Annotated in this window: 16 protein-coding genes; 9 read left to right on the forward strand and 7 right to left on the reverse strand. The window is 63.4% G+C overall.

All coding sequences use genetic code 11. The annotated features are described in order from the left end of the window. Nucleotides 1–338 precede the first annotated feature (338 nt). The 3 genes from RCH22_RS07565 to RCH22_RS07575 all read left to right on the forward strand — a co-directional run bounded on the left by RCH22_RS07565 (nt 339) and on the right by RCH22_RS07575 (nt 5,913). Nucleotides 339–1,577, forward strand: a complete 1,239-nt coding sequence (locus RCH22_RS07565; RefSeq protein ID WP_327012612.1) for an IS21 family transposase — start codon at nt 339–341, stop codon at nt 1,575–1,577. Next, nucleotides 1,574–2,329 (forward strand): IS21-like element helper ATPase IstB, encoded by a 756-nt coding sequence (istB, locus tag RCH22_RS07570; protein ID WP_327012613.1) that lies wholly within the window; start codon nt 1,574–1,576, stop codon nt 2,327–2,329. The genes RCH22_RS07565 and istB (RCH22_RS07570) overlap by 4 nt, the downstream gene beginning before the upstream one ends. 476 nt (nt 2,330–2,805) lie before the next feature. Then, nucleotides 2,806–5,913, forward strand: coding sequence for a hypothetical protein (locus RCH22_RS07575; RefSeq protein ID WP_327013434.1), 3,108 nt, complete (start codon nt 2,806–2,808; stop codon nt 5,911–5,913). 699 nt (nt 5,914–6,612) lie between these two features. Here RCH22_RS07575 and istB (RCH22_RS07580) read toward each other — a convergent pair. The 4 genes from istB (RCH22_RS07580) to istA (RCH22_RS07595) all read right to left on the reverse strand — a co-directional run bounded on the left by istB (RCH22_RS07580) (nt 6,613) and on the right by istA (RCH22_RS07595) (nt 11,483). Continuing rightward, nucleotides 6,613–7,392 (reverse strand): IS21-like element helper ATPase IstB, encoded by a 780-nt coding sequence (gene istB, locus RCH22_RS07580; protein WP_327013435.1) that lies wholly within the window; start codon nt 7,390–7,392, stop codon nt 6,613–6,615. Then, on the reverse strand, nt 7,389–8,915 hold the full coding sequence (gene istA, locus RCH22_RS07585; protein WP_327013436.1) for an IS21 family transposase: 1,527 nt from the start codon (nt 8,913–8,915) through the stop codon (nt 7,389–7,391). Before istA (RCH22_RS07585) ends, istB (RCH22_RS07580) begins: the two co-directional genes overlap by 4 nt. Before the next feature lie 190 nt (nt 8,916–9,105). After that, complete coding sequence (locus tag RCH22_RS07590) at nt 9,106–9,879, reverse strand: ATP-binding protein (RefSeq protein ID WP_327013437.1); 774 nt, start codon at nt 9,877–9,879, stop codon at nt 9,106–9,108. Continuing rightward, nucleotides 9,876–11,483, reverse strand: coding sequence for an IS21 family transposase (gene istA, locus RCH22_RS07595; RefSeq protein ID WP_327013438.1), 1,608 nt, complete (start codon nt 11,481–11,483; stop codon nt 9,876–9,878). The genes RCH22_RS07590 and istA (RCH22_RS07595) overlap by 4 nt, the downstream gene beginning before the upstream one ends. Before the next feature lie 162 nt (nt 11,484–11,645). Between istA (RCH22_RS07595) and RCH22_RS07600 the strand changes: the two genes are divergently transcribed. Continuing rightward, nucleotides 11,646–11,921, forward strand: coding sequence for a hypothetical protein (locus RCH22_RS07600; protein ID WP_327013439.1), 276 nt, complete (start codon nt 11,646–11,648; stop codon nt 11,919–11,921). An 87-nt stretch (nt 11,922–12,008) separates the two neighbouring features. Here the strand turns inward: RCH22_RS07600 and RCH22_RS07605 are convergent, their stop codons facing one another. Continuing rightward, complete coding sequence (locus RCH22_RS07605) at nt 12,009–12,509, reverse strand: hypothetical protein (RefSeq protein ID WP_327013440.1); 501 nt, start codon at nt 12,507–12,509, stop codon at nt 12,009–12,011. 123 nt (nt 12,510–12,632) lie between these two features. Between RCH22_RS07605 and RCH22_RS07610 the strand changes: the two genes are divergently transcribed. The 4 genes from RCH22_RS07610 (at nt 12,633) to RCH22_RS07625 (ending at nt 15,719) form a co-directional block, all read left to right on the forward strand. After that, nucleotides 12,633–12,944: a hypothetical protein gene (locus RCH22_RS07610; protein WP_327013441.1), complete on the forward strand. Its 312-nt coding sequence runs from the start codon at nt 12,633–12,635 to the stop codon at nt 12,942–12,944. Between the two features lie 2 nt (nt 12,945–12,946). Beyond that, nucleotides 12,947–13,702, forward strand: coding sequence for a hypothetical protein (locus tag RCH22_RS07615; protein WP_327013442.1), 756 nt, complete (start codon nt 12,947–12,949; stop codon nt 13,700–13,702). Nucleotides 13,703–13,999: 297 nt separating this feature from the next. Then, entirely contained in the window at nt 14,000–14,341 is a 342-nt protein-coding gene (locus tag RCH22_RS07620; protein WP_327013443.1) for a helix-turn-helix domain-containing protein, read from the forward strand. Between the two features lie 199 nt (nt 14,342–14,540). Beyond that, nucleotides 14,541–15,719, forward strand: a complete 1,179-nt coding sequence (locus tag RCH22_RS07625; protein WP_327013444.1) for a HipA domain-containing protein — start codon at nt 14,541–14,543, stop codon at nt 15,717–15,719. A 484-nt stretch (nt 15,720–16,203) separates the two neighbouring features. On the opposite strand, the gene RCH22_RS07630 is transcribed toward RCH22_RS07625, so the two are convergent. Together RCH22_RS07630 and RCH22_RS07635 are read right to left on the reverse strand one after the other, a co-directional pair. Beyond that, a complete protein-coding gene (locus RCH22_RS07630; RefSeq protein WP_327013445.1) occupies nt 16,204–16,650 on the reverse strand; it encodes a hypothetical protein in 447 nt (148 codons plus the stop codon). A 104-nt stretch (nt 16,651–16,754) separates the two neighbouring features. Continuing rightward, entirely contained in the window at nt 16,755–17,303 is a 549-nt protein-coding gene (locus tag RCH22_RS07635) for a hypothetical protein (RefSeq protein WP_327013446.1), read from the reverse strand. A 1,797-nt stretch (nt 17,304–19,100) separates the two neighbouring features. On the opposite strand from RCH22_RS07635, the gene dnaE reads away from it, so the two are divergent. Further along, the gene (dnaE, locus tag RCH22_RS07640) at nt 19,101–22,430 is read left to right on the forward strand and encodes a DNA polymerase III subunit alpha (protein WP_327013447.1); all 3,330 of its coding nucleotides are present in this window, start codon (nt 19,101–19,103) and stop codon (nt 22,428–22,430) included. Nucleotides 22,431–22,532: the final 102 nt, after the last annotated feature.

Consider the following 22,532-nt stretch of genomic DNA (forward strand, 5'->3'; position numbering starts at 1 on the left):
TTGCAGTTTCTGGGCCGACAAGCGTCGGGCAGGCTCGGACACTTCAGCGCAGACACTAGCAGACTCTTCGTGGCCTGCGGTCATAAGTGAGGATAATTCGTGATTACCACGATTACCAGACCGTACCAGGATCGTGCAACCTTGCGATCCCAATGATTCAGAGGGCAGCACGGCCCCTCTACCTACTTATTACCAAATTACCCATTTTTAATCTATGTATATATGGGAAGAATCTTAAGAGTGCCTTGCATAGAGGAATGATGTTAACGCCGACCGAAAATAGGGCCAGTATCGCCGATTGAAAACAGGGCCACCGACCATTATGGAAGGTGATCAATATGGATGATTGGGCGAAGATACGCCAACTGTTTTCCACGGGCCAGTACTCGAAGCGGGAGATCGGCCGGCTCGTCGGGGTGTCCCGGGGAACGGTGGATCGGGCGTTGGAAACGGACCGGCTCCCGAAGTACCAGCGGCCCGCGGTCGGGTCGAGTTTTGATGCGTTCGCCCCGCAGGTTCGGGTGTTGTTGGCCGTGACGCCGACGATGGCCGCGTCCACGCTCGCGGAGCGGGTTGGCTGGCTCGGGTCGGCGTCGGTGTTCCGGGACAAAGTCGCGGGGATCCGGCCGGAGTACGTGCCGCCGGACCCCGCGGACCGGCTCGTGCACGAGCCCGGACAGCAGGTCCAGTGCGACTTGTGGTTCCCGCACGAGGACCTCCCGCTCGGCCACGGGCAGCAGGGCGCGCCGCCGGTGCTGGTGATGACGTCCACGTTCTCCGGGTTCTTCCAAGCCCTGATGCTGCCGTCTCGGAAAACACCGGACCTGCTCGGCGGGATGTGGTCCCTGCTCCAGGCCGCCCGCGCGGTCCCGCGACGGTTGCTCTGGGACAACGAGTCCGGCATCGGCCGCGGCAAGCTCACCGAGCCTACTGCCGCGTTCGCGGGCACCCTCGGCACCGAGGTCAAGCTCCTCAAGGCCCGGGATCCGGAGTCCAAGGGTATGGTCGAGCGGCGGAACCGGTTCTTCCGGTCCTCGTTCATGCCGGGCCGGGTGTTCGTGTCCCCGCAGGACTTCAACGAGCAGCTCGCGTCCTGGCTGCCGGTGGCCAACGCGCGTCACTCCCGGTCCCGGCGCGCCCGCCCGGTCGACCTGATCGACCAGGACCGGGCCGCGATGCGCCCGTTGTCGCCGGTGGCGCCGGACGTGTTGTTCCGGAACACGGTGCGTCTGCCGCGGGATTACTACGTCAGGGTGCACTCCAACGACTACTCCGTCGCGCCGGCCCTGATCGGCAGGCTCGTGGACGTGACCGCTGACCTTGAGCAGGTCCACGTCGCCCACAACGGTGTCACCGTCACCTCTCACGACCGGGCCTGGGCCCGGCAGCTGACCATCACCGACCCCGACCATGTCATCCAGGCGGCCGTGCTCCGGCGTCAGTTCCAGAGCCTGCACCGCCATCACCGGCCCCAGGCCCACGTCGCGTTCGTCGAGTCGGCGAGCCTGTCGGACTATGACGATGTGTTCGGTGTCGATATCGGTCCCGGCCTGATCGAGTTGGGGAGGCTCGCGTGAGCGGCGCGGCGTCTCAGATCGAGTACTACGCCCGCGCGTTGCGCGCCCCGAGGATCGGTGACGCGTTCCGGCGCCTGGGCGATCAGGCCCGCGACGCGGGCTGGTCCCACGAGGAATACCTTGCCGCGGTCCTCTCCCGCGAGGTCTCGGAGCGGGAAGCGTCCGGCGCGGCCCTGCGGATCAAAGCGGCCCGGTTCCCCGGCCACAAGACCCTAGAGGACTTCAACTTCGATCACCAGCCCTCCGCGGACCGGAACCTGATCGCCCACCTCGGCACGAGCGTGTTCGTCACAGAGGCGAAGAACATCGTGCTCCTCGGGCCGCCCGGCACGGGCAAGACCCACCTCGCCGTCGCTCTGGGCGTCCAGGCCGCCAAACACGGCCACCGTGTCCTCTTCGACACCGCGACAGGCTGGGTCGCCCGACTCCAAGAGGCCCATTCCCGCGGCAAGCTCGCCGCGGAACTGATCCGGCTCCGCCGTTACAGCGTGCTGATCTGCGACGAAGTCGGCTACATCCCGTTCGACCAGGACGCGGCGAACCTGTTCTTCCAGCTCGTCGCGAGCCGCTACGAACACGCGTCCTTGATCCTGACGAGCAACCTGTCATTCGGACGCTGGGGCGAGGTCTTCGGCGACCCCACCGTCGCGTCCGCGATGATCGACCGCATCGTCCACCACGCCGACGTCCTCAGCCTCAAAGGCAACAGCTACCGGCTCAAAAGCCACCAGCCCGCCGCCGATACGGCATAGTAGAAACACACATGGTGGTCCTGTTTTCAAACGGCACTATTGGCCCTGTTTTGGGTCGGCGTCAACAAATGACCCTTCTTTCCGACTCTCTATGTATTACAGGCTGCCCAGCTGGTAATGAGGTAATCGACGTGCGTATATATCGTTTCATCAGGGATAAAAAGATTACCAACGCGTGGTAATGCGATGGTCAGGTTGCAACCTGACGGCACCGGCACCGGCACCGGCACCGGTTTCGCAGCCAGCGGCACGCCTGCGCGCGATCCTCAAGCCGCTACAACCCGTCCGTTCCGACCACTGCGACTTCATGCCGACGGACGACGTCGCTACTCGGGATGCGCGGAGGCTCGTACGGCATGGTCAAGCCAGTGATGCGCTGACCAGCAGACTTGATCTGAAGGCGTACGTGTTCGAATCAGTGCGCCGCATCAATTCACATTGCCGGGCCTTCATTCTGCCCCTGAAACAGAAGACTGATGACTGAATCTGCCTCAAATGAGTTCCCAACCACCCCGTTGCAACCGGAAGCCTTCGCACCGTTCGTCAAGCCCACCGAAGCGGCCTTGCTGGTTCGGTATGGCATAGCTCCGCTGGTCGCCGCAGCGCGCGGATATCGCACCCTTGACCGCTTGTCGGTCCCAGATCTTGCAAAGTCCGAAGGCCTGGGCTCGATAACGTCGAAAGGTCACCGTGCGGTCCTCGATATGGTTCGAACCGATTCTGCCCTCATATTGCCGTGGTACCGCGTCGATCTTGTCACGGCAGCGCAGAGCGCCGGCCAGACGCCGGCACCGACTACGACTCAGTTGCGCTCATCCTCGTCATCCTCAGGCTCCCCGAGCACGATGATGCTTGGTTCGGACCTTGTGATGGATGTTCACCCGGCGACTCCGCCCGGATGGTGCGCCGCGTCCCCCACCTTGCTTGTCACTAAGGGGGTACTGAATGGCGACCGTGCTCTAACATCTCTGCTCCGAGCTCATCTGATCGATGACGAAGTACTCGCAACAGGCGCCGACATTTCTCCCGCGGAGGCCATACGCACGCTCCATGCTTTGATGCTTGGCATTCGACCATCGGATCGTGTCACGGTCCTGGCCGTTGTGGACAGCGCGCGACCACCAAGTTCAGAAGTCTGGGAGGTTATGCAACTGGCAGGGCGCGAGATGATCCTCGCCCTCGGCGGCAACGAATCCTCCGATTGGAACGCCTGGAGTCGTTCTAATGACTTGTGGACCTCGGGCGAGAGTCGGAACGCCGTTATGAAGATCGTGGGGGTCGAGTCGAAGGATCCTCAAACGCAGCCTCGCGAAACTCGGCCCAGCGCGCTTCCCCAGATTAGTGGCGATCCCGATTCGGGCGATCATGCCCTCGGCAGCGAGGTTCTGTCCGAGGGCGGCTTGGTCTGGAGCGATTTGCTCTCCAGCGCTGTTCCAAGAATGCCCGAGGCGCCGGCGCGTACCCGCGGTGCCACCGAGATTGGCGCCTGGAGAGTGTCCCTCGACGGTTGTGGGGTCCAACAGCTGTGCCGCCGCGAGAACTTGTTCGGCCACGCCTCCTCACCTGAGTGGGAGGACCGCATCGCTATTGGCGGCCAGGTCATCGCGATGGAAACGCACCGTGCCCCGACAGAGCTCGAAGTATCGACTGGGAGGTTCGGAGCAGGGGTGAACAAGGATACGCCGTTCGGTCCTTCAACGTGCCGAATCCGTCTTCAGTGGCTTCGAGAGGACTTCACTATTGATTCGGCCGACGTTACCGGTCCGGCTACCTTGTTGATGTATCCACCAGAGCACTGGGACCGACGTGGTGCTTATGTTCCGAACAATCTTTTGCAGCATCCCGCATGGCCTCCACATGGCGCCCGTGGTCATGAATGGTTGAGAGCTATCAAAGCCAACCAATCAATAGCAACCGCCGAAATACTCGTCTGGGACACCATGGGATGGGTCCCAGTGGAGGCCTCACCGATCTGTGCCTTCATTTCCGGTGGAACAGTGATTGCACGAAACGTGACCGATCGGGACCGCACTCATGCGGGCGTGACAAACACCGTTCTGCCCGGTGCGTCGGGCTTCGCGCTTCCAGACTCGCCGCACCCAGTCATGTCAGAGATGTGGAAGGAGCAGGTTCGGAACGATTTGCGCAGCCTCCGCGAGACGTACATCGAAAATGCCCCGTGGCGAGACCGCAACGTCGCCGCCTTGGTTATGGCGGCAGGCATGCGACCCTCCGTGCCGTCGCCCTGCACGACGGTCATCTGGTTTCAAGGCGCTTCCGGATCCGGAAAGAGTTTCACCGTCTCGCAGATACTGTCCTTCCACCAAAGAGGCCCCATATGGACTGACAAGCACCTCCCCGGCGCCATAAGAGACACAGCCACAGGGAGCGAGCAGGCCGTTGCTCAAACGAATATTTGGGTTTTGGACGACTTGGCACCGACCCAGGAAGGACAAAAATACCGGGCAGAAGAAGACAAGGCGGGCACTCTCGTCCGATCGGTCCATGGCAACTTCGGCAAGCGACGATCAGGTATCGACCTGAAGGCCCGCGAAGTCTTCACACCGCATGCCCTGCTCGTCCTGACCGCTGAGAACGAGCACTCGATCTCGTCGGTGCGTGACCGCACGATAATTGTGAACCTCAGCATCAATTCGCTCGTGAATGACGCCGCTCGAGACCGGTTGGAGCGATTTCGCGACAATAACCGCGCCCCTGGGCGTCTTCTGGCTGCGGCGGCGCAAGCTTTTCAGTACGTGGCTGAACGCGACAGTTGGCCAAACATGCTGGGAATTCTGACGGGCGAGACCCCGGAAGCTGTTGGGGCCGAGGGGGCAGGGAATGCCGCTCAGTCGTTCAAGACGCGATATGAGCGCCTCGCAAAGGATCGCATTTCACGCGCCGTGTCCGGTGGGAAACCGGACGTTCGCCACCGCGAGATGGCTGTCGATTTGATGCTCGGGCTTGCGCCATTGAGTATCCTCGCTGAAATGGTCGGTGACTCGGAAATGAGCGGTCTTCTTGACCCGGAGCGCTCCGACGGTCTCCCTGCCAGGATCGCGAGTTTCGCAGTGTCATCCTTCGAGGCCCAGGCTGAATCGACGCCGGTTATCGCACTCCTTGGCGCCATCCGCGAAACCCTCGCGGCAGGTCACGCGCATATCTTGAATCCACAGAACCCCTCGCAGCCTCCGTTGCCCATTTCCGACAGATTCGGGAACAACGCTCTCGGCTGGAGGACGGACCCTGACGGAAAGATGCAACCGTTGGGTCGCTCCATCGGCTACCTCAAAGCCAACCGAGGCGGTCCGCTGAACATCGTGATGCTAAACCGCCAGAACGCCTTTGACGAGGCACAACGGCATTACCCCAAGGCGTTGCCGCCAGGGACAAGCGTCTCGACAGCATTCATCGCGCTCTGGGATGAAGGCCTGACTCTTTCGACCAGTGCGGCCCAGAAACGCGACGCACGTGGCGACGTCATTTTTAAAGTCGGAGGCCGCACACTTCGAGGCGTTCCCGTTGGTTTGGACTCGATCATAGGTGCGTCCAAAAGCGCCGCGGGTCGCGACGGCGATTATTGATGCGCTGGGAACACCAGAAATCCACGCTTGCCAACTGTCGTATTTTGTCGGGGATGCTTTAGCCGCGACAGCGACCGTTGACTTGAGGACAGAGGCAGATCGCCGGAGTCCCAGGAACCTCGTTCATGCGATTGAGGTCGCGCCCCGCAGGTTGAAATCCGGTGCCATGAGGGGTGGCGCAACTCCGACGGGGGCAGTACCTGCTGCTTTCGGTTGAAAATCGCGTCACGGCCGGCGACGCATTCGCCGTTTCTTCATCGCCGCACACGTAGTTGTTATGATCTTCCGCTCGAACTACTCCGATGTTCATCCGCGCACGCCTCAGGGGCGCTGGGCTAGGAAAACGAAATCAGCGGCTGAGGCAGCGGTTGTGCTGGCTGTCCGCCCTGATGCGGCGGGATCGAACTCGGAATTGAACGCGAGAAAACCGAGCATCTCCGACCTGACGCGGGTGGCGCGTCGCCTCATCGGGTAGCGCTGTTCTGATAACCCGGTAGCGCTCTTCTGCCTAAGTGGTAGCGGCCCGGACTGTCTGCCCGGGCCGCTGCGGTTTCACTCCCAGTGTCAATGGCCAATTGGAACTGCCCGTAGGCGGCCAGCAGAATTGCCCGCTGGTGGCCACGAGAATTGCCCGGTCATGGCCAACAGATCTGCCCACCTGGGTGTTGGTGGCGTTGGCCATGCGCGGTCGGTGTTGGTTTAGTTCATTTTCGTGACGCCTTTCCCGGCGAGTGCCTGCGTGAGGCGGATCGAGTCGCCCGAGGTCTGGCAGACGTGGGCGTGGTGCAGGAGCCGGTCAACGGTCGCGGTCGCGAGGGTCTTGGGCATCAGTTCGTCGAAGCCCGCGGGATGCAGGTTCGACGAGACCGCAATGGATCGTTTCTCGTAGGCGGCATCGACGAGTCGATAGAGGCCCTCGGCTGCGTCGGCCCCGACTTCGAGCAGCCCGATGTCATCGATCACGATCAGATCCGAGCGCAGGATCCGGGCAACGACCCGGCCGACGGAGTCGTCGGCGCGGTGCGCGCGGACGAGAGCGCCGAGGTCCTCGAGGCGGAACCACGCGACCCTCATGCCGGCCTCGACGACTTGCTGGCCGAGGGCCTCGAGGAAGAACGTCTTCCCAGTCCCGGAGGGCCCGCAAACGACGACGTTTTCCTTCCGGCCAATCCATTCCAACGTGCGGAGGGCCTGCTGCGTCGGGGCTGGGATCGAGGACGCTGACTCATCCCACGTGTCGAACGTTTTCCCCGTTGGGAACCCCGCGGCCCGGCGCCTGGTGGCGAGCATTGACCGGGATCGTCCGTTGACTTCCTCAACGAACAGGGCCTTGATGATCTCGACGGGTTCCCAGCGTTGCGCCCGGGCGGTCGCGATCAGTTCCGGCGCCAGGGCGCGGGCGTAGGGCATCTTCAACTGCCGCATGAGCGCTTCCAGGTCCGCGGGCAGCGCGGGCGCGGCGGCCTGGGTGACGCTCACGCGCTCTGCTCCAACTCGTCATCGGCGGCTTGCCCGATCGCAGCCCACCCGGCGGTGCCCTGCGCGAGCGAGCTGGTCTCGCCCGCCGTCCGTGCCGGCGGGCGCGCGGCGCCCGCGCTGAGGAGGGAGGCGAGGTCACCGGTCGCGAAACGACCATAAGTGGCCGCCTGGCCGAGGGCCTCGTCGACCGGGGCGGTGCCGCTGATCTTGGCCAGCGCGACGGCCTCAGCCATCTTCACGTTCATCCGCGCGGTCCCGGCCGCGGCCGCCTCGAGCAACCACGCGTGCGCGCCGGCCCCGATGGCCAGGAACTCCGTCTCGGCCGCGCTGCGCGGGGTGATCGTGTAATCGCCCGGGATCTTCTCCCGGTGATCGGGGAAGTGCGCGTCATCAATCTTCGGGCTGCCGGGCCGGGCCCTTTGGTGCCGGGCGACCTCGACGGGCCCGTCACTGCCGACATGGACAATGACGACCTGCTCGTCAGAGCCGACGCCGTGGCTGCGGACGAAGACACGGGCGCCGAGCAAGTGCGCCGGCACCGAGTACTGGCCGTTCTCGAACGTGACCATCGGCGTGTTCTCCGGGACGGCGCGGGTCAGGCCCAGCGCGACGGTGTGCGCAGTGTCAGGGACCCGGTGCAACCGGGGCCGTTCCTCCTCGAGCATCACCGACGGCTTCCGCCTGGTGGCGCGGTGCTCTCGGGTGTTGACCAGGGCCATGAATGCTTCGCAGGCCGCTTCGACCTCGGCGAACGACGCGTAGTCGGGCCGGAGGTTGGTGTCTTTGGGCACGATGTCAGCCTTGGCGAGCTTCACCGAGGACTCCACCCCGCCCTTGGACGCGGGATCCGCGGGCTGGCACGTGAGCACGCTCACCCCGTAGTGGCGGGCGAAGTCCACCGTCTGCGGATTCCGCACCGGAACCCCGGCAACATGAGACACGGTGACCGTTTTCTCGTTATCGGTCAGGACGTAGGTCGGCGCGCCGCCAAGGAGCCGGAACGAGCGATCCAGCGCGGCGAACACGCTCGGCGCCGTGCGGTCCCGTAACGCGATCACAATCCGGAACCGCGACCACGCCAGCCACGCGACGAACAACACCGTTTTCTTCCCATCGATGACGGGGCCGTCGCCGAAGTCATACTGCAACCACATCCCCGGCTCCGTGATCCACGGCCGGTGCACCCGCACCCGGCCGAGCCGGAACGCAGCACGGACCTGCGCGACCGCGCGCCGCGTCGACCGCTCCGAACCCGCGTAGCCCAAGCCGATCAGTTTCGCGTGGGCCCGGTCCGCACGGATCTTGCCCTGCGACGCCTCCACCCATTCCTCGATCTTCGGCAAGAACGGATCCGTGACCCGGCCCCGGTAAGCGGGCTCCGCGAGCGGCCGGCCCGCGTCGCGCGCCGCGACGTGCCGGGCGACAGTGTGATGCGAGCACCCGGTGAGCTCGGCAGCAGCACGCAACGACTCAGTCAGGTCGTAGGCAGCGAGTATTTCCATGATTTCTCCGTCAAACTTCATTCAGGGCCCCTTCCTGGGCGACTTTGATGCGACTAGACACCGTCATCAAATCCCAGGAAGGGGCTCCCGCCACGTAACCGGGCGGGGGTTCAGAAATAGAAGTGGGCAGATCTCATGGCCACCAACGGGCCGTTCTACTGGCCATCAGTGGGCACTTCCGTGGCCGCCTATGGGCAGTTTGGCATGGCCGCTAACACTCCCAGTAGGTGTCGTGGCTGCGGGTTTGTTCGTTGCGGTGCCTGCGCATGTCAATCTGGCCCAGGTTGATGATCCGGGCGTGGTTCGCGAGGCGGTTCACGATGGAGTCCGCCGCGACCCGGTCGGGGAGTTCGGCGACCCAGTGCGCTGGCCCGGTCTGTGAGGCGATCATCGTCGGCAACCGGTGTTCTCGGTTCGCGAGCACGGCGAACAAGTCGCTGGCGGCGTCGCTGTCGATGCCGACGGTGAGGAAGTCATCGATGATGAGTAGGTCGATGTTGGACAGCTCGTTCAGCAGCTTCTGGTGCGCGATGCCATTGCCGCGGGCGATGACGAGCCGCCGGGCGAGGTCGTCCATCCGGAAGTAGGCGACCGTGTGCTCGCTCTGGCAGGCGCTGATCCCGAGCGCGCAGGCGAGGTAGGTTTTCCCGCCTCCGCTGGGCGAGATGATGAGCAGGTTCGTCGAATCCGCCCGCCACTGATGGGTGGCATAGCGGCGCATCCGAACGGGGGTGATGCCGCGCCCGTCGCGGTAGTCGACTTCCGCAATCGTGGCTCCGGGAATCGGAAGCTGTGCCTGGCGGATCAGCCGCTCGACCTTGTTCACCCGCCGGGATTCCAACGCGTCGTCGACGGCGGTGAGGAACAGCTGCTCCGGGGTGAGGGTGTCGTTGGCCTCGTCCTGGATGAGTTCCTCCAGCCGGGTCGCAACATGGGTGACCCGCAGGGCCCGGAACTTGTCGTAGTCGATGCTCGTGAAGGTCATCGCCCGGTCCCTTCGCCGATCTCGTAGTGGGACGCATCGCGAACATAGACGTCCGGTCCGGAGTCCCGGAAGACGACGGTGCTGCCGCGCTTGCGGGTCGAGGCTGCCGGGATCAGCGGCTTCGGTTTCTTCGCGTCGCTGTCGATCGTGGCCATGAGGTGTTTCAACGTCGTGTAGGTGGGGTGCGCACGGCGGTTCAGCAGCTCCTGGCAGGCGGCGTCCAGCCGTTGCCGGTTGTTCTTGCCGAGCCCGTCGAGGATGTTCTGGCAGGCCAGATACCCTTGCGCCTCGATGCTCTGGGCGTCGAGGATCTGCTCGATCACCGTGACCGTCGCCGGGCCGAAACTACGCGCCCGATCGGTGAACCACCGCCTCGACCACAGCCCGTCGATATTGCGGTGCTGCGGCGGAACATGCTCCGGCAGGGTCGAGTACTGGCCTTTCCGGCCCGTCAACCGCGGGTGTTTGCAAATGATGTCGTTCCCGTCGAACACCGTCACCGTCGAAGCGGTCAGCCGCACCCGCAACAGCTTGCCGGCCAACGCGAACGGCACCGAATACCGTTGGGTGTCGGCGGTGACGTGGTAGTTGCGGGCCGCCTTGAGCTCCTTCCACTGGACGTCCTCGAATGCCGCGTCCGGCAACGAACCCAGCAGCTTCCTCTCTTCGGCATCGAACCTCTCCCACCGGGTCGAGCCGTCAGCGCGGCGGATATCGTGGTTGATCTCCCGCACCCGCTCAACAATCGCGTCGTTCAACTCGGCCAGAGTCGTGAAAACATCGTCCTCGAGATACCCGATGACGCGTTTATTGACGACGTTCACCGCGTTCTCGGCCGACGCCTTGTCCCTTGGGCGCTTCACTCTGGCGGGGACGATCGCGCACTGGTAGTGGTCGGCGAGCTGCTGATAGCGGGCATTCACCACCCGCTCCGCATCGCCGGGGTGGGACCGGTTCGTCGCAGTCGTCGGGTTGTCCGGCACGATGATCTGCGGCACCCCGCCGAAGAATGCGAATGCCTGAACGTGGGCGTCGAGCCAGGCCGGCGACTTCATATCAATGAACGCGCAGCAGAACATCAGCCCGGAGAACGGCAGCACCGCGACGAACAGCACCGCCTTCGTAGTCTCACCGGTGACCGCGTCGACCAGCTCGATGGTGTCGCCGGCCCAGTCCACCAGCATCGCCCGGCCCGGCTCGTGGTTCAGCACCGCGACCAAGTCGTGGCTGCGGACGTAGTCGGTGAACAGGGCGCAGAACTGCGAATAGCCATACTTCTTCCCGAGGTCCTTCGTGTCGACGTAGCGGCGCCAGGCCAACAACAGGGTGAAATGCCGGTTCGTTTTCATCGACGCCAGCACCCGAGACAGGTCGGGCTGGTCATACTCCTCGGACACCTTCCGGCGCCCGTCCGGGAACCACCCGGCCAGATCGGCGTCGCTGACCGAATCCGCCGCGGTGACGCCCCGCGCCTGGATTTCCTGGCTCACCCGGGCCACGGCCCGGTGCGAGCACCCCGCGATCTCCACCACGTCCCGATAACTGCGCCCCTCCAGCAACAACACCAGAATCTTCCGATAATCCGCCATGAACCAGCACTCCAAACGTGAAACGACAACACCCCATGTGTTGTCGTTTCACAGCAGAGCAGCACACCCGCGTCGAGCGCTACCTTGTCCCCGGAATCGCGCTACCGGATCGTCAGAACAGCGCTACCCGATAGGGCGACTCGCCAGCGGGCCCGAGTATCCGATTCGGGCCCTCGAATGGACGATGGTTTCACCGGTTGGGGCGCGGAACTCGGGAACGAAACCATAGAAGGGGCCAAGACCGCGCGCCGAATAAGTGACCGAAATCGTCTGGCCCTTCAACTCGGGCTAGACGGTTCAGATACATTTTCGATATTCGAGAGGCTCACCGCGCTCGATGCCAAATCCGAAGATGATGAGTTGCCAGCTATGGCGAATGCCGACGACAGCGTGGAGGTCCTCATTGCCAAGTTGATTGGTGTCCGCGAACGACGCTCGTCGATGGGCGGTTGACCAGAAGCGCCAATGGCCTACTTCTTGCCGAGCGCCAACCCGATGTGTGCCGGGTCCAGCATCGATTCTCAATTGCCCACCGAACTGCTATTGCGCCCCGGGCACTCCCATCACCCCACCCGCAAAGTCGAACAACCAGAACATCTCCTCGACCCTCTTCACCCCAACCATCAGCCGGCCGTCCGCGACGAACACCCGCCGGTGCGCTGCGATCGACCGCAGATTCACCTCGGCGACGGAACTGCAAGCTTTTACGCCGGCGGCGCACGCCGCAGCGCCGGCCGCCTCGTACAGCTCGCCGAACAGGCCGACTCCCCGCCATTCCGACCGCAGGTACACGGAGGCTTGCACGTCGTACCCGTCCCGGGGTGTGGGGGCGAGCGCGAAGATCCCGGCCGCCTTGTTGTCGACCCGCACCAGCCAGGAGGTCCGGGGTGCCCGCCGCAGGTTCACTGCCACCAGCTCAGCGCCGTCGTCAGCGCCGGCGACCTCCACGTCGGGTACCCCGAGGACCTGGCTGGCAGCTGCGACCTGGTTTGCGGTGAGGCTGACGAGGAGGGTGAGCGTGATGGTCACGACCGGAGACATGCGGCGAGGCGAGGTACCCGCGTCGTTCGTTGTTCAAGTTCGGCGGGGACTCAGAAGATCTGGACGGTGCCGCGCATGTAACCAGTGCCACGCAACATAATGGATGTGAGGGAGATGTGACAAATGGGCAAGCTGGTCTACGCCAACGCGATTGAGTATGAACTTCCCGGGTCACTCGACGATCTGGCCGGGCCGTCGTCGGGTGCCATCAGCCTTCCAAGGACTATCTACTGGGGCCCAGAAGAGTCAGTCGATCTTGCAGATCCAGTTGACGTTCAACGCATGTATCAGGCCGTCGTTCGGACGGGAACAGCTGAGGAACAGTGTCTGTGGCTGAATCGCAAGCTGCTGATTTCAGCATGGAGGACGCTTGTCCTACCTGTTCGATGCCAGATGCTCTGGGAGACGAAATTCTCTGAGCTGTCGAGCCTCTAAACGTGGCACTCACTCCAGCCCAGCGGGCGGTAAGTATGTCGGGGCTGCGCGCAGCCCGTGAATTCGGATTCGCGCTTGCCGGGTCCGGCGCCCTCATCGAGCATGGAATCGCATCCAGACGGACTGACGATGCCGACTGGTTCAGCACGATGGAAAATGCGGATTCATTTGGGGCTGCGGTCGACGCCGTCACAGCCCAGCTTGAACGAGACGGGTTCACTCTCAACCCGATCAAAAGATCTGGGACATTCTTCAAGTTCGGTGTCGTCTCGCCTGATGGGGAGATCGTTGAAGTCGATATGAGTCTCGACTGGCGCCGCTTCAAACCCGCGGAGATTGCGATCGGCCCTGTTCTGAATATCCAGGACGCTGCCGCGGCTAAAGTCGCCACCATTTACTCTCGCGGGGAGGCCCGAGACTTCATCGACCTTTGGTCGATAAGGGCCTCAGGTCTTTGGAGTGACTGTGAGCTGTTCGCCATGGCAAAAGACAGGGATGACGGGATCGACGTCGACATGTTCCTGACCATGCTGGCTCAGATCGAAAGGTACGACGATCGTCGATTCTCGATCTACGGGCTCACCTCGGACGAGATTCTCCAGGTCCGCGCCGCCGCTGTTGGTTTCGGTCTTGCTGTTCAGGCAGGTGATCCGTCAGATCTTGTCGTGCCTGATCACAGTGGTCAGGATCACGTCCGAGCCCATCCACGTGGTGGTTCTGGCGTTCGCCACTACTGGCGGACCCGGCGTCAGCGCTAAAGGACTCTGAGTGCGGATGAATTTGTGAGCCGGCTTCATCGGGCCGCAAGGCATCATCAGGTCGAGCCCCTTAACTCGCCGCGGGCCCGATGTGGAACCGGTGAGGTTGGCGAGGAGGGTGAGCATGATGTGCATGTCCGGAGACATGTCGCGATCCACGATTGCGGCCTTTTCTCTCTGGCGTTGGCTGCACCGTCGGAAGGGATCGTGGAATACGAGTCCGCAACTCAAAGTTTGACAGGGTGACACGTTAGTAGCAGGCTAAGAGTGCTCTAGCCTGAAAGTAAGGGGACTCGTATGACTCGCCGCACCATCGCTCTTGTGGACCAGGCAGCAGATGCGGCGCGCATTCTTGGCACTCAGGTTCGCATCGCCCGGCAGAAGCAGGGTTGGACAGCAGTTCAGCTTGGGGAGAGGTCCGGTGTTTCCGAGCGCACGGTTCTCCAGATTGAGAGCGGAAGCCCGAGCGTGTCGTTGGGCAACGCCCTGAACGTCGCCGCCGTCGTCGGGGTTCCCCTCTTTGACATCACTGACCCGAGAACCTTGTCTCGGGTCAGGGTTTCGATTGAGCAGGCGCTCACGCTCATCCCTTCGAACGTACGGAACCGAAAGGAACCTGGTGTCTCCACGGACTTCTGACCTGGCACAGGTCTTCGTGTGGGTGTTTCTTCCTGGTGCTACTGAACCTGTCGTTGCCGGTGTCGTCGCGCCGGCCCGGACCAGTCGCGGCCTGACGTTCCAGTACGGCGATTCTTACCTCGCTCGACTGGACGCCATCGCGCTCGGGCCTGACCTTGCCCTGGGCGTAGATGTTCACTCAGCACATCCTGTGTGGGGCATGCCGCTGACGATCCGTGATTCCATGCCGGACTCGTGGGGGCAGAAGGTCATCCAACACGTTCTTGGCGTGGACTCGGAAACTAGAGTTCCGGACATCCGCATGATGCTCGCTTCCGGGTCAGATCGAGTTGGCGCGCTCGACTTCCAGGCTGAGTCCCACATGTACGTGCCTCGAATCGGTCAGGCGAGCTTGGAGATCTTGGCAGACGGGGCCGCGCGTGTTCAGGATGATAAGGATCTCACGGGGGAGCTCCGTCAGGCTGTGCGCAATAGCATGGCGACGCCGGGCGGTGCTCAGCCGAAGGCGTTTGTTCACGCTGGCGGACGACAGTGGCTTGCCAAGTTCACCGTCCGCACCGACACTGAACCGCTGATCAAGGCGGAAGCAGCTGCGATCATCCTCGCCGGACAAGCAGGCATCACCGTGCCGCGGCACCAGCTGATCACACTGGGCGCACACGGTGACATTCTGTTGACCGAACGGTTTGATCGAACGTCGGATGGTGGGAGGCGTCAGGTCGTTTCCGGGTACACGGTCGCGGAATCAACCGACAGAGTCGGCTCCTACCCTGAACTTATTGATCGGATGCGTCAACGCGCCGCCGAACCCACACTGGTCGGTCCGGAGATGTTCCGACGACTAGCTTTCCTGATGGCGGTTCGCGCCGACGACGACCACCTCCGCAACACATCCGCTTTCTGGGACGGCCACGCGCTTTCGTTCACCCCCGCCTACGACCTCTCCCCGTTCATGGGCGCCGGGACGTCAATGCTGCAGACGCGGATCGGGACTGACGGCGACCGGCGATTTGACCTCGGAGCCCTCTTGACTCACCGCGCGTCGTACGGGCTGTCCGAGCCGGAAGCAAGCGAGATCATGAACAGTGTGATCTCGGCGGTTGACGATGGCCGGCACGACGCCGCCGAGCAGGCAGGGATGACGAGCACCGAACGCCGCCTGTTCTTCGGAGCACTACTTCGACCAGAAATCGTGGAAGGGCTGCCCCAGAACATCCTGATCAGTCGGGAAGTGGGGTTTGACCCGGGGGAAACGGTGGCGAGGCAGCAGGTCACATCGCCGCCCAGTTCACAGGGTCGGTGCGGAAAGCCGCGGGGCAGCGGTAAAGGGCCTTGCCGGAGGCTAGTTGGATTGGACGGCTGCCCGTACCACGGCTGAGGGAGCCACGAGGTTGCCGGCGCCCGCTGTACGTTCGCCGCCACCATTTCACAACCGTCGCCACATCAACAGCCTGAGCGGCGCGGTCGCGAAGTAGAGCGCCCGCACCAAAGTTCGCATCGGGTCGAGCGCTCTCTTTCGGATGCCGCTAGTTCTTTGAGGGTTGCGTGGGCTTCCGAGCATGGCGCACACGACGGATCGTGTAACCGATGAGAGGGATGCAGGCGGTGATCGCGAGTGCGATCACATAGTTCGGAACCATGCGTTTCCCTCTTTTCCTACCAGCGGAGGAGCTGGGTGTGCGTGCACATTACTCGCGGATGCAGACGGAGGGTGATGTTGAAGCCGGCTGGCTAGGTGGGAGTCCAGCCAAGCCCGCCACCTAGCTTTGGCCAGCGGCCAGCCTGTTCGCCGGTGCGGCCTTACCTCGCCCTACTGCTAACGGACCTCACCGCCTAGTGCCTTTGACCGTGAATCGAACGCATTACCGCTGCGATTCTAGTTCAGTTGCGTACTTCGTGGTTTCACCCTCAGTCCATACGGCGACGACATAGGTGAGGTAGGGCTTCACCTTGTCCCATTGCATAAAGTAAGAGGGCAGTCCCGAAGCGGTCTCGGAGCGATGATCGTCCCTGGGCTGCGTCCAGCCATTCGCTGCCAGTGCGTGCGAGTAGAAGGCGATGACCTCGCGTTGTGTGTGCGTTGTCGTCCCGGATATACCGGTCCTGGCCACGTCGCCACCATCGAGCCCGAATTGAACCCGTCCGGGGACGTCATTGGTCTGGACATCGGTGCTGCCGGGGTAGGCGAGTGCGGCTTCGGGTTGTTTGGCCAGACTGTCGATGGATTGTCCGGGTACGCAGCCAGTCAGGAGGAGCAAGCACATGCTGGCTGCGGTCACCACACTCAGGAACCGTGATGCTCTGCGCACTGTTCTCCTTCTCTCTGGTTAGCGTCGTGGGTGTCGCAGCGGTGGGTGGCGGTCGTCGTCAGGAGGCGGCGCCGACGACGATGATCTCGTAGCCGCGGGACGCGTCATTCCATCACGAGGAGTTCAAATCCTCGGCTTGCAGCCCACGCCTGAGCGTCGGTGACGATCGAGTTCTTGTCTGGGGTGAACATGATTCCCGTTGAGTCCTTGTTTGAGGCCAACGTTACCCATCCGTCGATGCCGGGGCCGCCCGGGTTTGGGTAGCTCGTTGCACGAGTGACGACGATGATGCCTTTGCCGGTCGCGTCCCCCTCGGCGCTGATCGCATTGTGGACCGCAGTTGTCGCGGAAGCGTAGGCACTGGGCATCGCCAAGATCGTCGTCGAAGGACTTATCGCAGCCCTAACCTCAGCCACCACAGCAGCCGGTAACGGCTGCTTCGGGTCGATCGACACGACTGTGCCGTCGCCCATCGTGTAGTCCTTCGGCGCGTTCTGCGCCAGGATCTGCTTCTCGAACTCGGAGAGCTTCCCGTCGCCGTTGGTGTCGCCGGGGATCGCGGTCGGTGTTGGGGTCGCGGTGACCGGCGCTGGGCCACCATTCGATATCAGAGAAAGGCCGCCGCCGGCGCTGCACCCGGCGAGCCCTGCCACCAGGACCAGCGCTAAACCTGCGCCGAGGATCGTGCGTCTGCGAGTGACCATGTTCTGTTTCCCCCCGAATATTGGTGCCCGTTCACCGTATCGGGTGGCGGGATGCTGCTCTGTCGCCCGACACATGCGCGGGGCTACACCAAGACGCGAACCCACCCGCATCCCAGTGTTCCCGGGCCATAGAGCCCCTGACCCCCCATTTAGGCCGTCAGCCCCTTCTCACTTAGACCCAATCATTTTTGTAGGTGATTCTGCCAGGAATCATTACTATCCAGATGGATCGCCTTCTGCTTTGCCAATGGCTCGTGAGCTACCCGGGCACGATGGATGGGTGCCCAAAGTTGAACAGTGGTCGTTGATTGGGCGCCTTCATCTGATCGAAGGCATCGAGCGTCGCTAGATTGCCAGACGGATAGACCGGCGGTCGCGAAGTGGCCACGTCAGACAGGCCGCCCTAATATGACTCGATCGTGTCTTCCGGGGAAGCGCGTGACGCGAATCCGGAGACACCCACGCTGCTCTCTCGGAACAGACGAATCCCGGTGACGGTTCAGGCCCACCGATTCGGCTGGCCCGGTTCCATCAGGTGGTCTGGGGAGTGCTCATCGCTCAATGCATCTGAAATTAAGCCATTTTGAACTCTTGTGGCAGAGAAGTCCGATTCTCCAGAAATTGACGCCAACGTGCCCGTGGGCCTCCTGAGTAGCGCCGCCAAGGTCCCCGACGCTCCCGCCGTAAGGAAACGTATCTTCCCGTTCGAATGTCCCGCAACCATGCCCGACCATGCGAGTCATGAAAATACACATACGAGTACGAGTCGTTCGAGTGACGCTCCAATCTCAAACGAAAGCTCATCTGCGTGCCTGGCCGCAAAACCCAACTGCCATCAAACTTCAGCGGTATTCGATAACCGACATTTGGCTGACGGACGATCAGATATGCGAGTGGGACCGGCGTATCGCCTGCGTTGAAGAACTCGAACTTTGCCGTGGAGTAGTCCCCCATGTTGGTGGTACTCACGATGTACGCGGTGAATCGATCCGCCTCGGACCGCGACGTACGGCGCCGATCCGCCTGAAACAGGAGGAAGGCCCAGAGGAGCGCTCCTACCGTTGCTATGGCTCCAATCCATTCCGCGACGCTTCCGAGTTGCAGAGTCCCGAACAGCTCCCCTAAACCCTTCAGAAATTCGTCCATTGTCTCAAGCTAGCGCCTGTGTCACGGCGCACTAATCCTGTTCTTGCTCGGTCGATTGGCGCACGCTCGGCAGGATCGTCGGCTCACCGTTGATTTCACAGGTAGCATTTCGGACCTAGCCAGTCTTTTCACTGACGAGCAGATATCGCAGCACATCGAACCGGCGTGTCGTGAAGTGACGATCGACGCTTGCGCTCAGATAACTCATCGGAACACCGTCCGCTGTACAGAGCTCTGCGAAGCCTCGTGGCGTGACAGCCGCCCCATCGCCGATTGCAGAAAGTGCCCTGTCAGTGGTCGACTCTACGCTTCAATAATCGAACGCATGTTCGATTTTCTCAAAGAATGGAGTAGCCACTTGTCATCGACCGCAACATCCCACACGACCAGGTGGCGCGCCACCCTCCGCATGCCTGCGACGATTCGGCGGAGTGTTCTTCAAACCGCTGACGTCGGGCGCCTCACTGTTTACGCCGCGCCCGGCATCCCACCACGAAGTTCAGCGGGAGAGAGCGCAAACCTTCGGCCACAACTCGGATTCCACATGGACCGGAGAACGACGCGTTGCAGCGACGGCCAAGTTCTCGCCGATGCGTTGACATGGACTTCCAGCACCGCATGAGCTTCCCGCACCTCCACACAGCCTCCGCATGCTCCACCCACTACGGCGTGACGATGCCGGCCACCCTCGTCGACCAGGCGGTCGAACAAGGTTCCACGTTCCTCGCGCTCACCGACCGTGACCGGCTTTACGCCGCTGTGAAACACGTCCGCGCGTGCGTCGCCCGCGGCATCCGCCCCGGGCTCGGCGCCGAACTCGCTGTCCACGATGATGAGCACCGGGCGCTCGGCCGGGTCACCGTCCTCGCCCACGGCATCGGCGACGGCCGCGGGTACGCCGCGCTCTGCCGCGCCGTGAGCTCCGCGCACGAGAAGGGCCGGGTGCCGAGCGTCGACCGCCGGCGGCTCGCTGAACTCGCCGAGGACCAGACGCTCACCATCCTGCTCGGCCCGCTCTCTGACGTCGGCGCCGCCGTCGAACGACGGGACAGCCCGGAATCCGTCGCCCGGCTCCGCGCGTGGCTCCGAGTGATGCCTGCCGGATCCTTGCGCCTCGAAGTCGTCTGCCACCTCGCGGAGCCCGGGATGCCTGGCTCCGTCGCCCCCGCCACCCGGATGCTGAGCCTGGCGGAGGACACGGGGACACCGGCGGTATTCACCAACGCCGTCCGCTACGGGACACCCGACGACGCGGCGACCGCCGACCTCGCAGATGCCACACGGCTCCTCACTCCGCTCGCACAGCTGACGCAGCCCATGTCGAACGGGCAGGCGTACCTGAAAGATGCGAGGCAGATGCGGCAGGTGGCGCGGATGGTCGTCGACGCCGGCGCGCACGAGACGGACGCTGTCGACCGTCTGCTCGCGGAAACCGAACGCGTCGCCGACCTCTGCACGCTGGATCCGGCGTCAGACATCGGCCTTGGCACCCCACGGATGCCGGAAGCCTCAGTCATCGGTGTCGTCGGCGACCCGGTAGCTGAGCTGTGGCGGCGGACCCGAGCCGGCATCGACGACCGGTACGCGGGGACCAAGCTCGTGGCCGCGGCCCACACCGAGCTCGAACACGAGATGAAGACGGTCGAGTATCTGGGGTTCGCCTCATACTTCCTTACCGTGGCCCGTGTCGCAGACCTGATCCGAGGCATGGGCATCCGAATCCAGGCCCGCGGTTCCGGTGTCGGCTCCGTCCTCAACTACGCGCTCCGCACCTCCTCCGTTGAACCGATCGCGAACAGCTTGATCTGGGAGCGGTTCCTCTCCCCCGAACGTCAGACGCTGCCTGACATCGACCTTGACGTCGAATCGAGCCGCCGGCACGACATCTACCGGGAGGTGTTCAAAGTCTTCGGCGCCGACCGGGTGTCCCTCATGTCGATGACGAACGCGTACCGCGGGCGCGGCGCCGTCCGCGACGCCGGGCTCGCCCTTGGGATGCCGGAGGAGCAGGTGGCGGCGATCGCGAAACAGATGTGGCGGTTCAACGCCCGTGATTTCCGCCGGGCGCTTGAAGAGAAGCCGGAGCTTGCGGAGCTCGCGGCTGAAGTCCGGCAGTCACAGCAGCTGAACCAGCTCGTGGACCTGACGGCGAAGCTTGACCGACTCCCCCGGCACATCTCCGTCCACCCGTGCGGCGTCATTCTCTCGGACACGTCGTTGCTCGACCGGACACCGGTGCAAGCGTCGGGCATGGGTCTTCCAATGTCCCAGTTCGACAAGCACGACATGGACCCGATGGGTCTGATCAAGCTCGACATCTTGGGCGTTCGGATGCAGAGTGCGATGGCGTTCGCTGTCGAGGAGCACCGGCGGCTCACCGGCGAGCACATCGACCTCGACCGGGTCCCTCTCGACGATGAACCGACCTACGAGCTGCTGCGCTCCACGCGCACGCTCGGAGTCTTTCAGCTCGAGAGCCCCGGCCAGATGGAATTGGTCGGGAAGCTGCAACCGCGCGAGTTCAACGACCTGACCGTAGAGATCTCGCTGTTCCGCCCGGGCCCGATGCAGAACAACATGCCGCTGCAGTATCTGATGGCGCGCCACGGGGAGGTCGCCCCCGACTTCATGGACCCACGGTTCAAACCGTTCCTCGAGGAGACAAACGGGGTCGTCGTGTTCCATGAGCAGGTGATGCGGCTCTTCGACGAGCTGACCGGCTGCGGGATGGGCAAAGCCGACGTGTTCCGACGGCACCTCGGGAAATCTGACGACCTCGCGGAGATCGAGACGTACGTCCGGGAGCGCGCCGCGGACCGCGGGTTCGACCAGAAGGTCATCGATCGCGCGTGGACCGTGCTCGCCGGGTTCGGTAGCTTTGGGTTCGCGAAAGCGCACGGCGCCGCGTTCGCCCTCCCCACGTACCAGAGCGCGTGGCTGAAAACCCATCACCCGGCCACGTTCTTCGCCGGGCTCCTCACCCACGACCCGGGCATGTGGCCGAAGGACTTGATCGTCGTCGAAGCCCGGAACCTCGGCGTACCCATCCTCGGGCTCGACGTCCAAAGGTCAGCTCTCGACTATCGGGTGGAGGAACTCGACGACGGCCAGCTCGCCATCCGACTCGCACTGCCCGAGCTCGCGGGTTCCACGGTCACCGAACGGCAGCGGATCGCCGAGCATCAACCATTCACGTCGCTGCAGGACTTCCGCGACCGTGTCCGGCCCCGCCGGCGCACCTTCGAAGCGCTCGCCCGCGTCGGAGCGCTCGACTCGTTCATCGGCTACGACCGAGGCCGCCGCGGCGACCTCCTGGCCCACATCCAAGGTCTCGGCGGCCGGGCGCTACCCGTCGGCCCCGACCAGCTGGCGTTCGACATCGAACTGCCGCTCCCCGACTTCTACCGCGCCGTCACCTCACTCGACCTTCGCGGCCGCACGCAAACGGACTTGGAGCTACTTGATCTCAGGCTCGCGGTCAACGACCATCAGATGACCCGGTTCCACCCGCTGTTCAAGGAACTCGGGGTGACGCCGGCGTCGCAGCTGATCAACCTGCCCGGCGGCACCGAAGTCCTGGTCGCCGGCGTCCGCCGTGCGACGAACACCCCGCCGATGCGGGACGGCCGGCGTACCGTGTTCGTCTCGCTGGACGATGGCAGCGGACCGGTATCCAACGTCGTGTTCTTCCACGACGCCCAAGCTCAGATCGGCGCGCCCGTGTTCCGCACACACTACGCGTTGATTCGCGGCCGGACACGGCGGACCGGTGCCCGCGGTGTCTCAGTGACCGGTGAGCAGATGTGGGATCTGCTTGAGGTGGCGTCGAAGGTTCGGGCGCGGAAGGCTGGGGAGGAGAAGGCTGCAGATCAGGCTGCTGTGGCCGCGGCGGCTGCCGACAACGTCATTCAGATGTGGCGTTACGCCTAACCGTCTGAATCCGGTTATGTCCGGTCGGTCCACCCTCCAGTTGGGATGAAGGTCTGCCTGCTCTGCGGCGGGAGGACGGCCAGCAAGCCGTCCATCGGTCCA

Origin of the sequence: Cryobacterium sp. GrIS_2_6 (assembly GCF_035984545.1) — a bacterium.
Lineage (GTDB): Bacteria > Actinomycetota > Actinomycetes > Actinomycetales > Microbacteriaceae > Cryobacterium.

Bases quoted from the DNA above. Each gene is read 5' to 3' on its own strand.
- RCH22_RS07590 (WP_327013437.1), bottom strand. From the start codon at position 9,879: ATGACCTTCACGAGCATCGACTACGACAAGTTCCGGGCCCTGCGGGTC.
- RCH22_RS07600 (WP_327013439.1), top strand. From the start codon at position 11,646: ATGGACGATGGTTTCACCGGTTGGGGCGCGGAACTCGGGAACGAAACC.
- RCH22_RS07565 (WP_327012612.1), top strand. From the start codon at position 339: ATGGATGATTGGGCGAAGATACGCCAACTGTTTTCCACGGGCCAGTAC.
- dnaE (WP_327013447.1), top strand. From the start codon at position 19,101: ATGGACTTCCAGCACCGCATGAGCTTCCCGCACCTCCACACAGCCTCC.
- istA (WP_327013436.1), bottom strand. From the start codon at position 8,915: ATGAAGTTTGACGGAGAAATCATGGAAATACTCGCTGCCTACGACCTG.
- RCH22_RS07575 (WP_327013434.1), top strand. From the start codon at position 2,806: ATGACTGAATCTGCCTCAAATGAGTTCCCAACCACCCCGTTGCAACCG.
- RCH22_RS07625 (WP_327013444.1), top strand. From the start codon at position 14,541: ATGCCGCTGACGATCCGTGATTCCATGCCGGACTCGTGGGGGCAGAAG.
- RCH22_RS07620 (WP_327013443.1), top strand. From the start codon at position 14,000: ATGACTCGCCGCACCATCGCTCTTGTGGACCAGGCAGCAGATGCGGCG.
- RCH22_RS07610 (WP_327013441.1), top strand. From the start codon at position 12,633: ATGGGCAAGCTGGTCTACGCCAACGCGATTGAGTATGAACTTCCCGGG.
- RCH22_RS07605 (WP_327013440.1), bottom strand. From the start codon at position 12,509: ATGTCTCCGGTCGTGACCATCACGCTCACCCTCCTCGTCAGCCTCACC.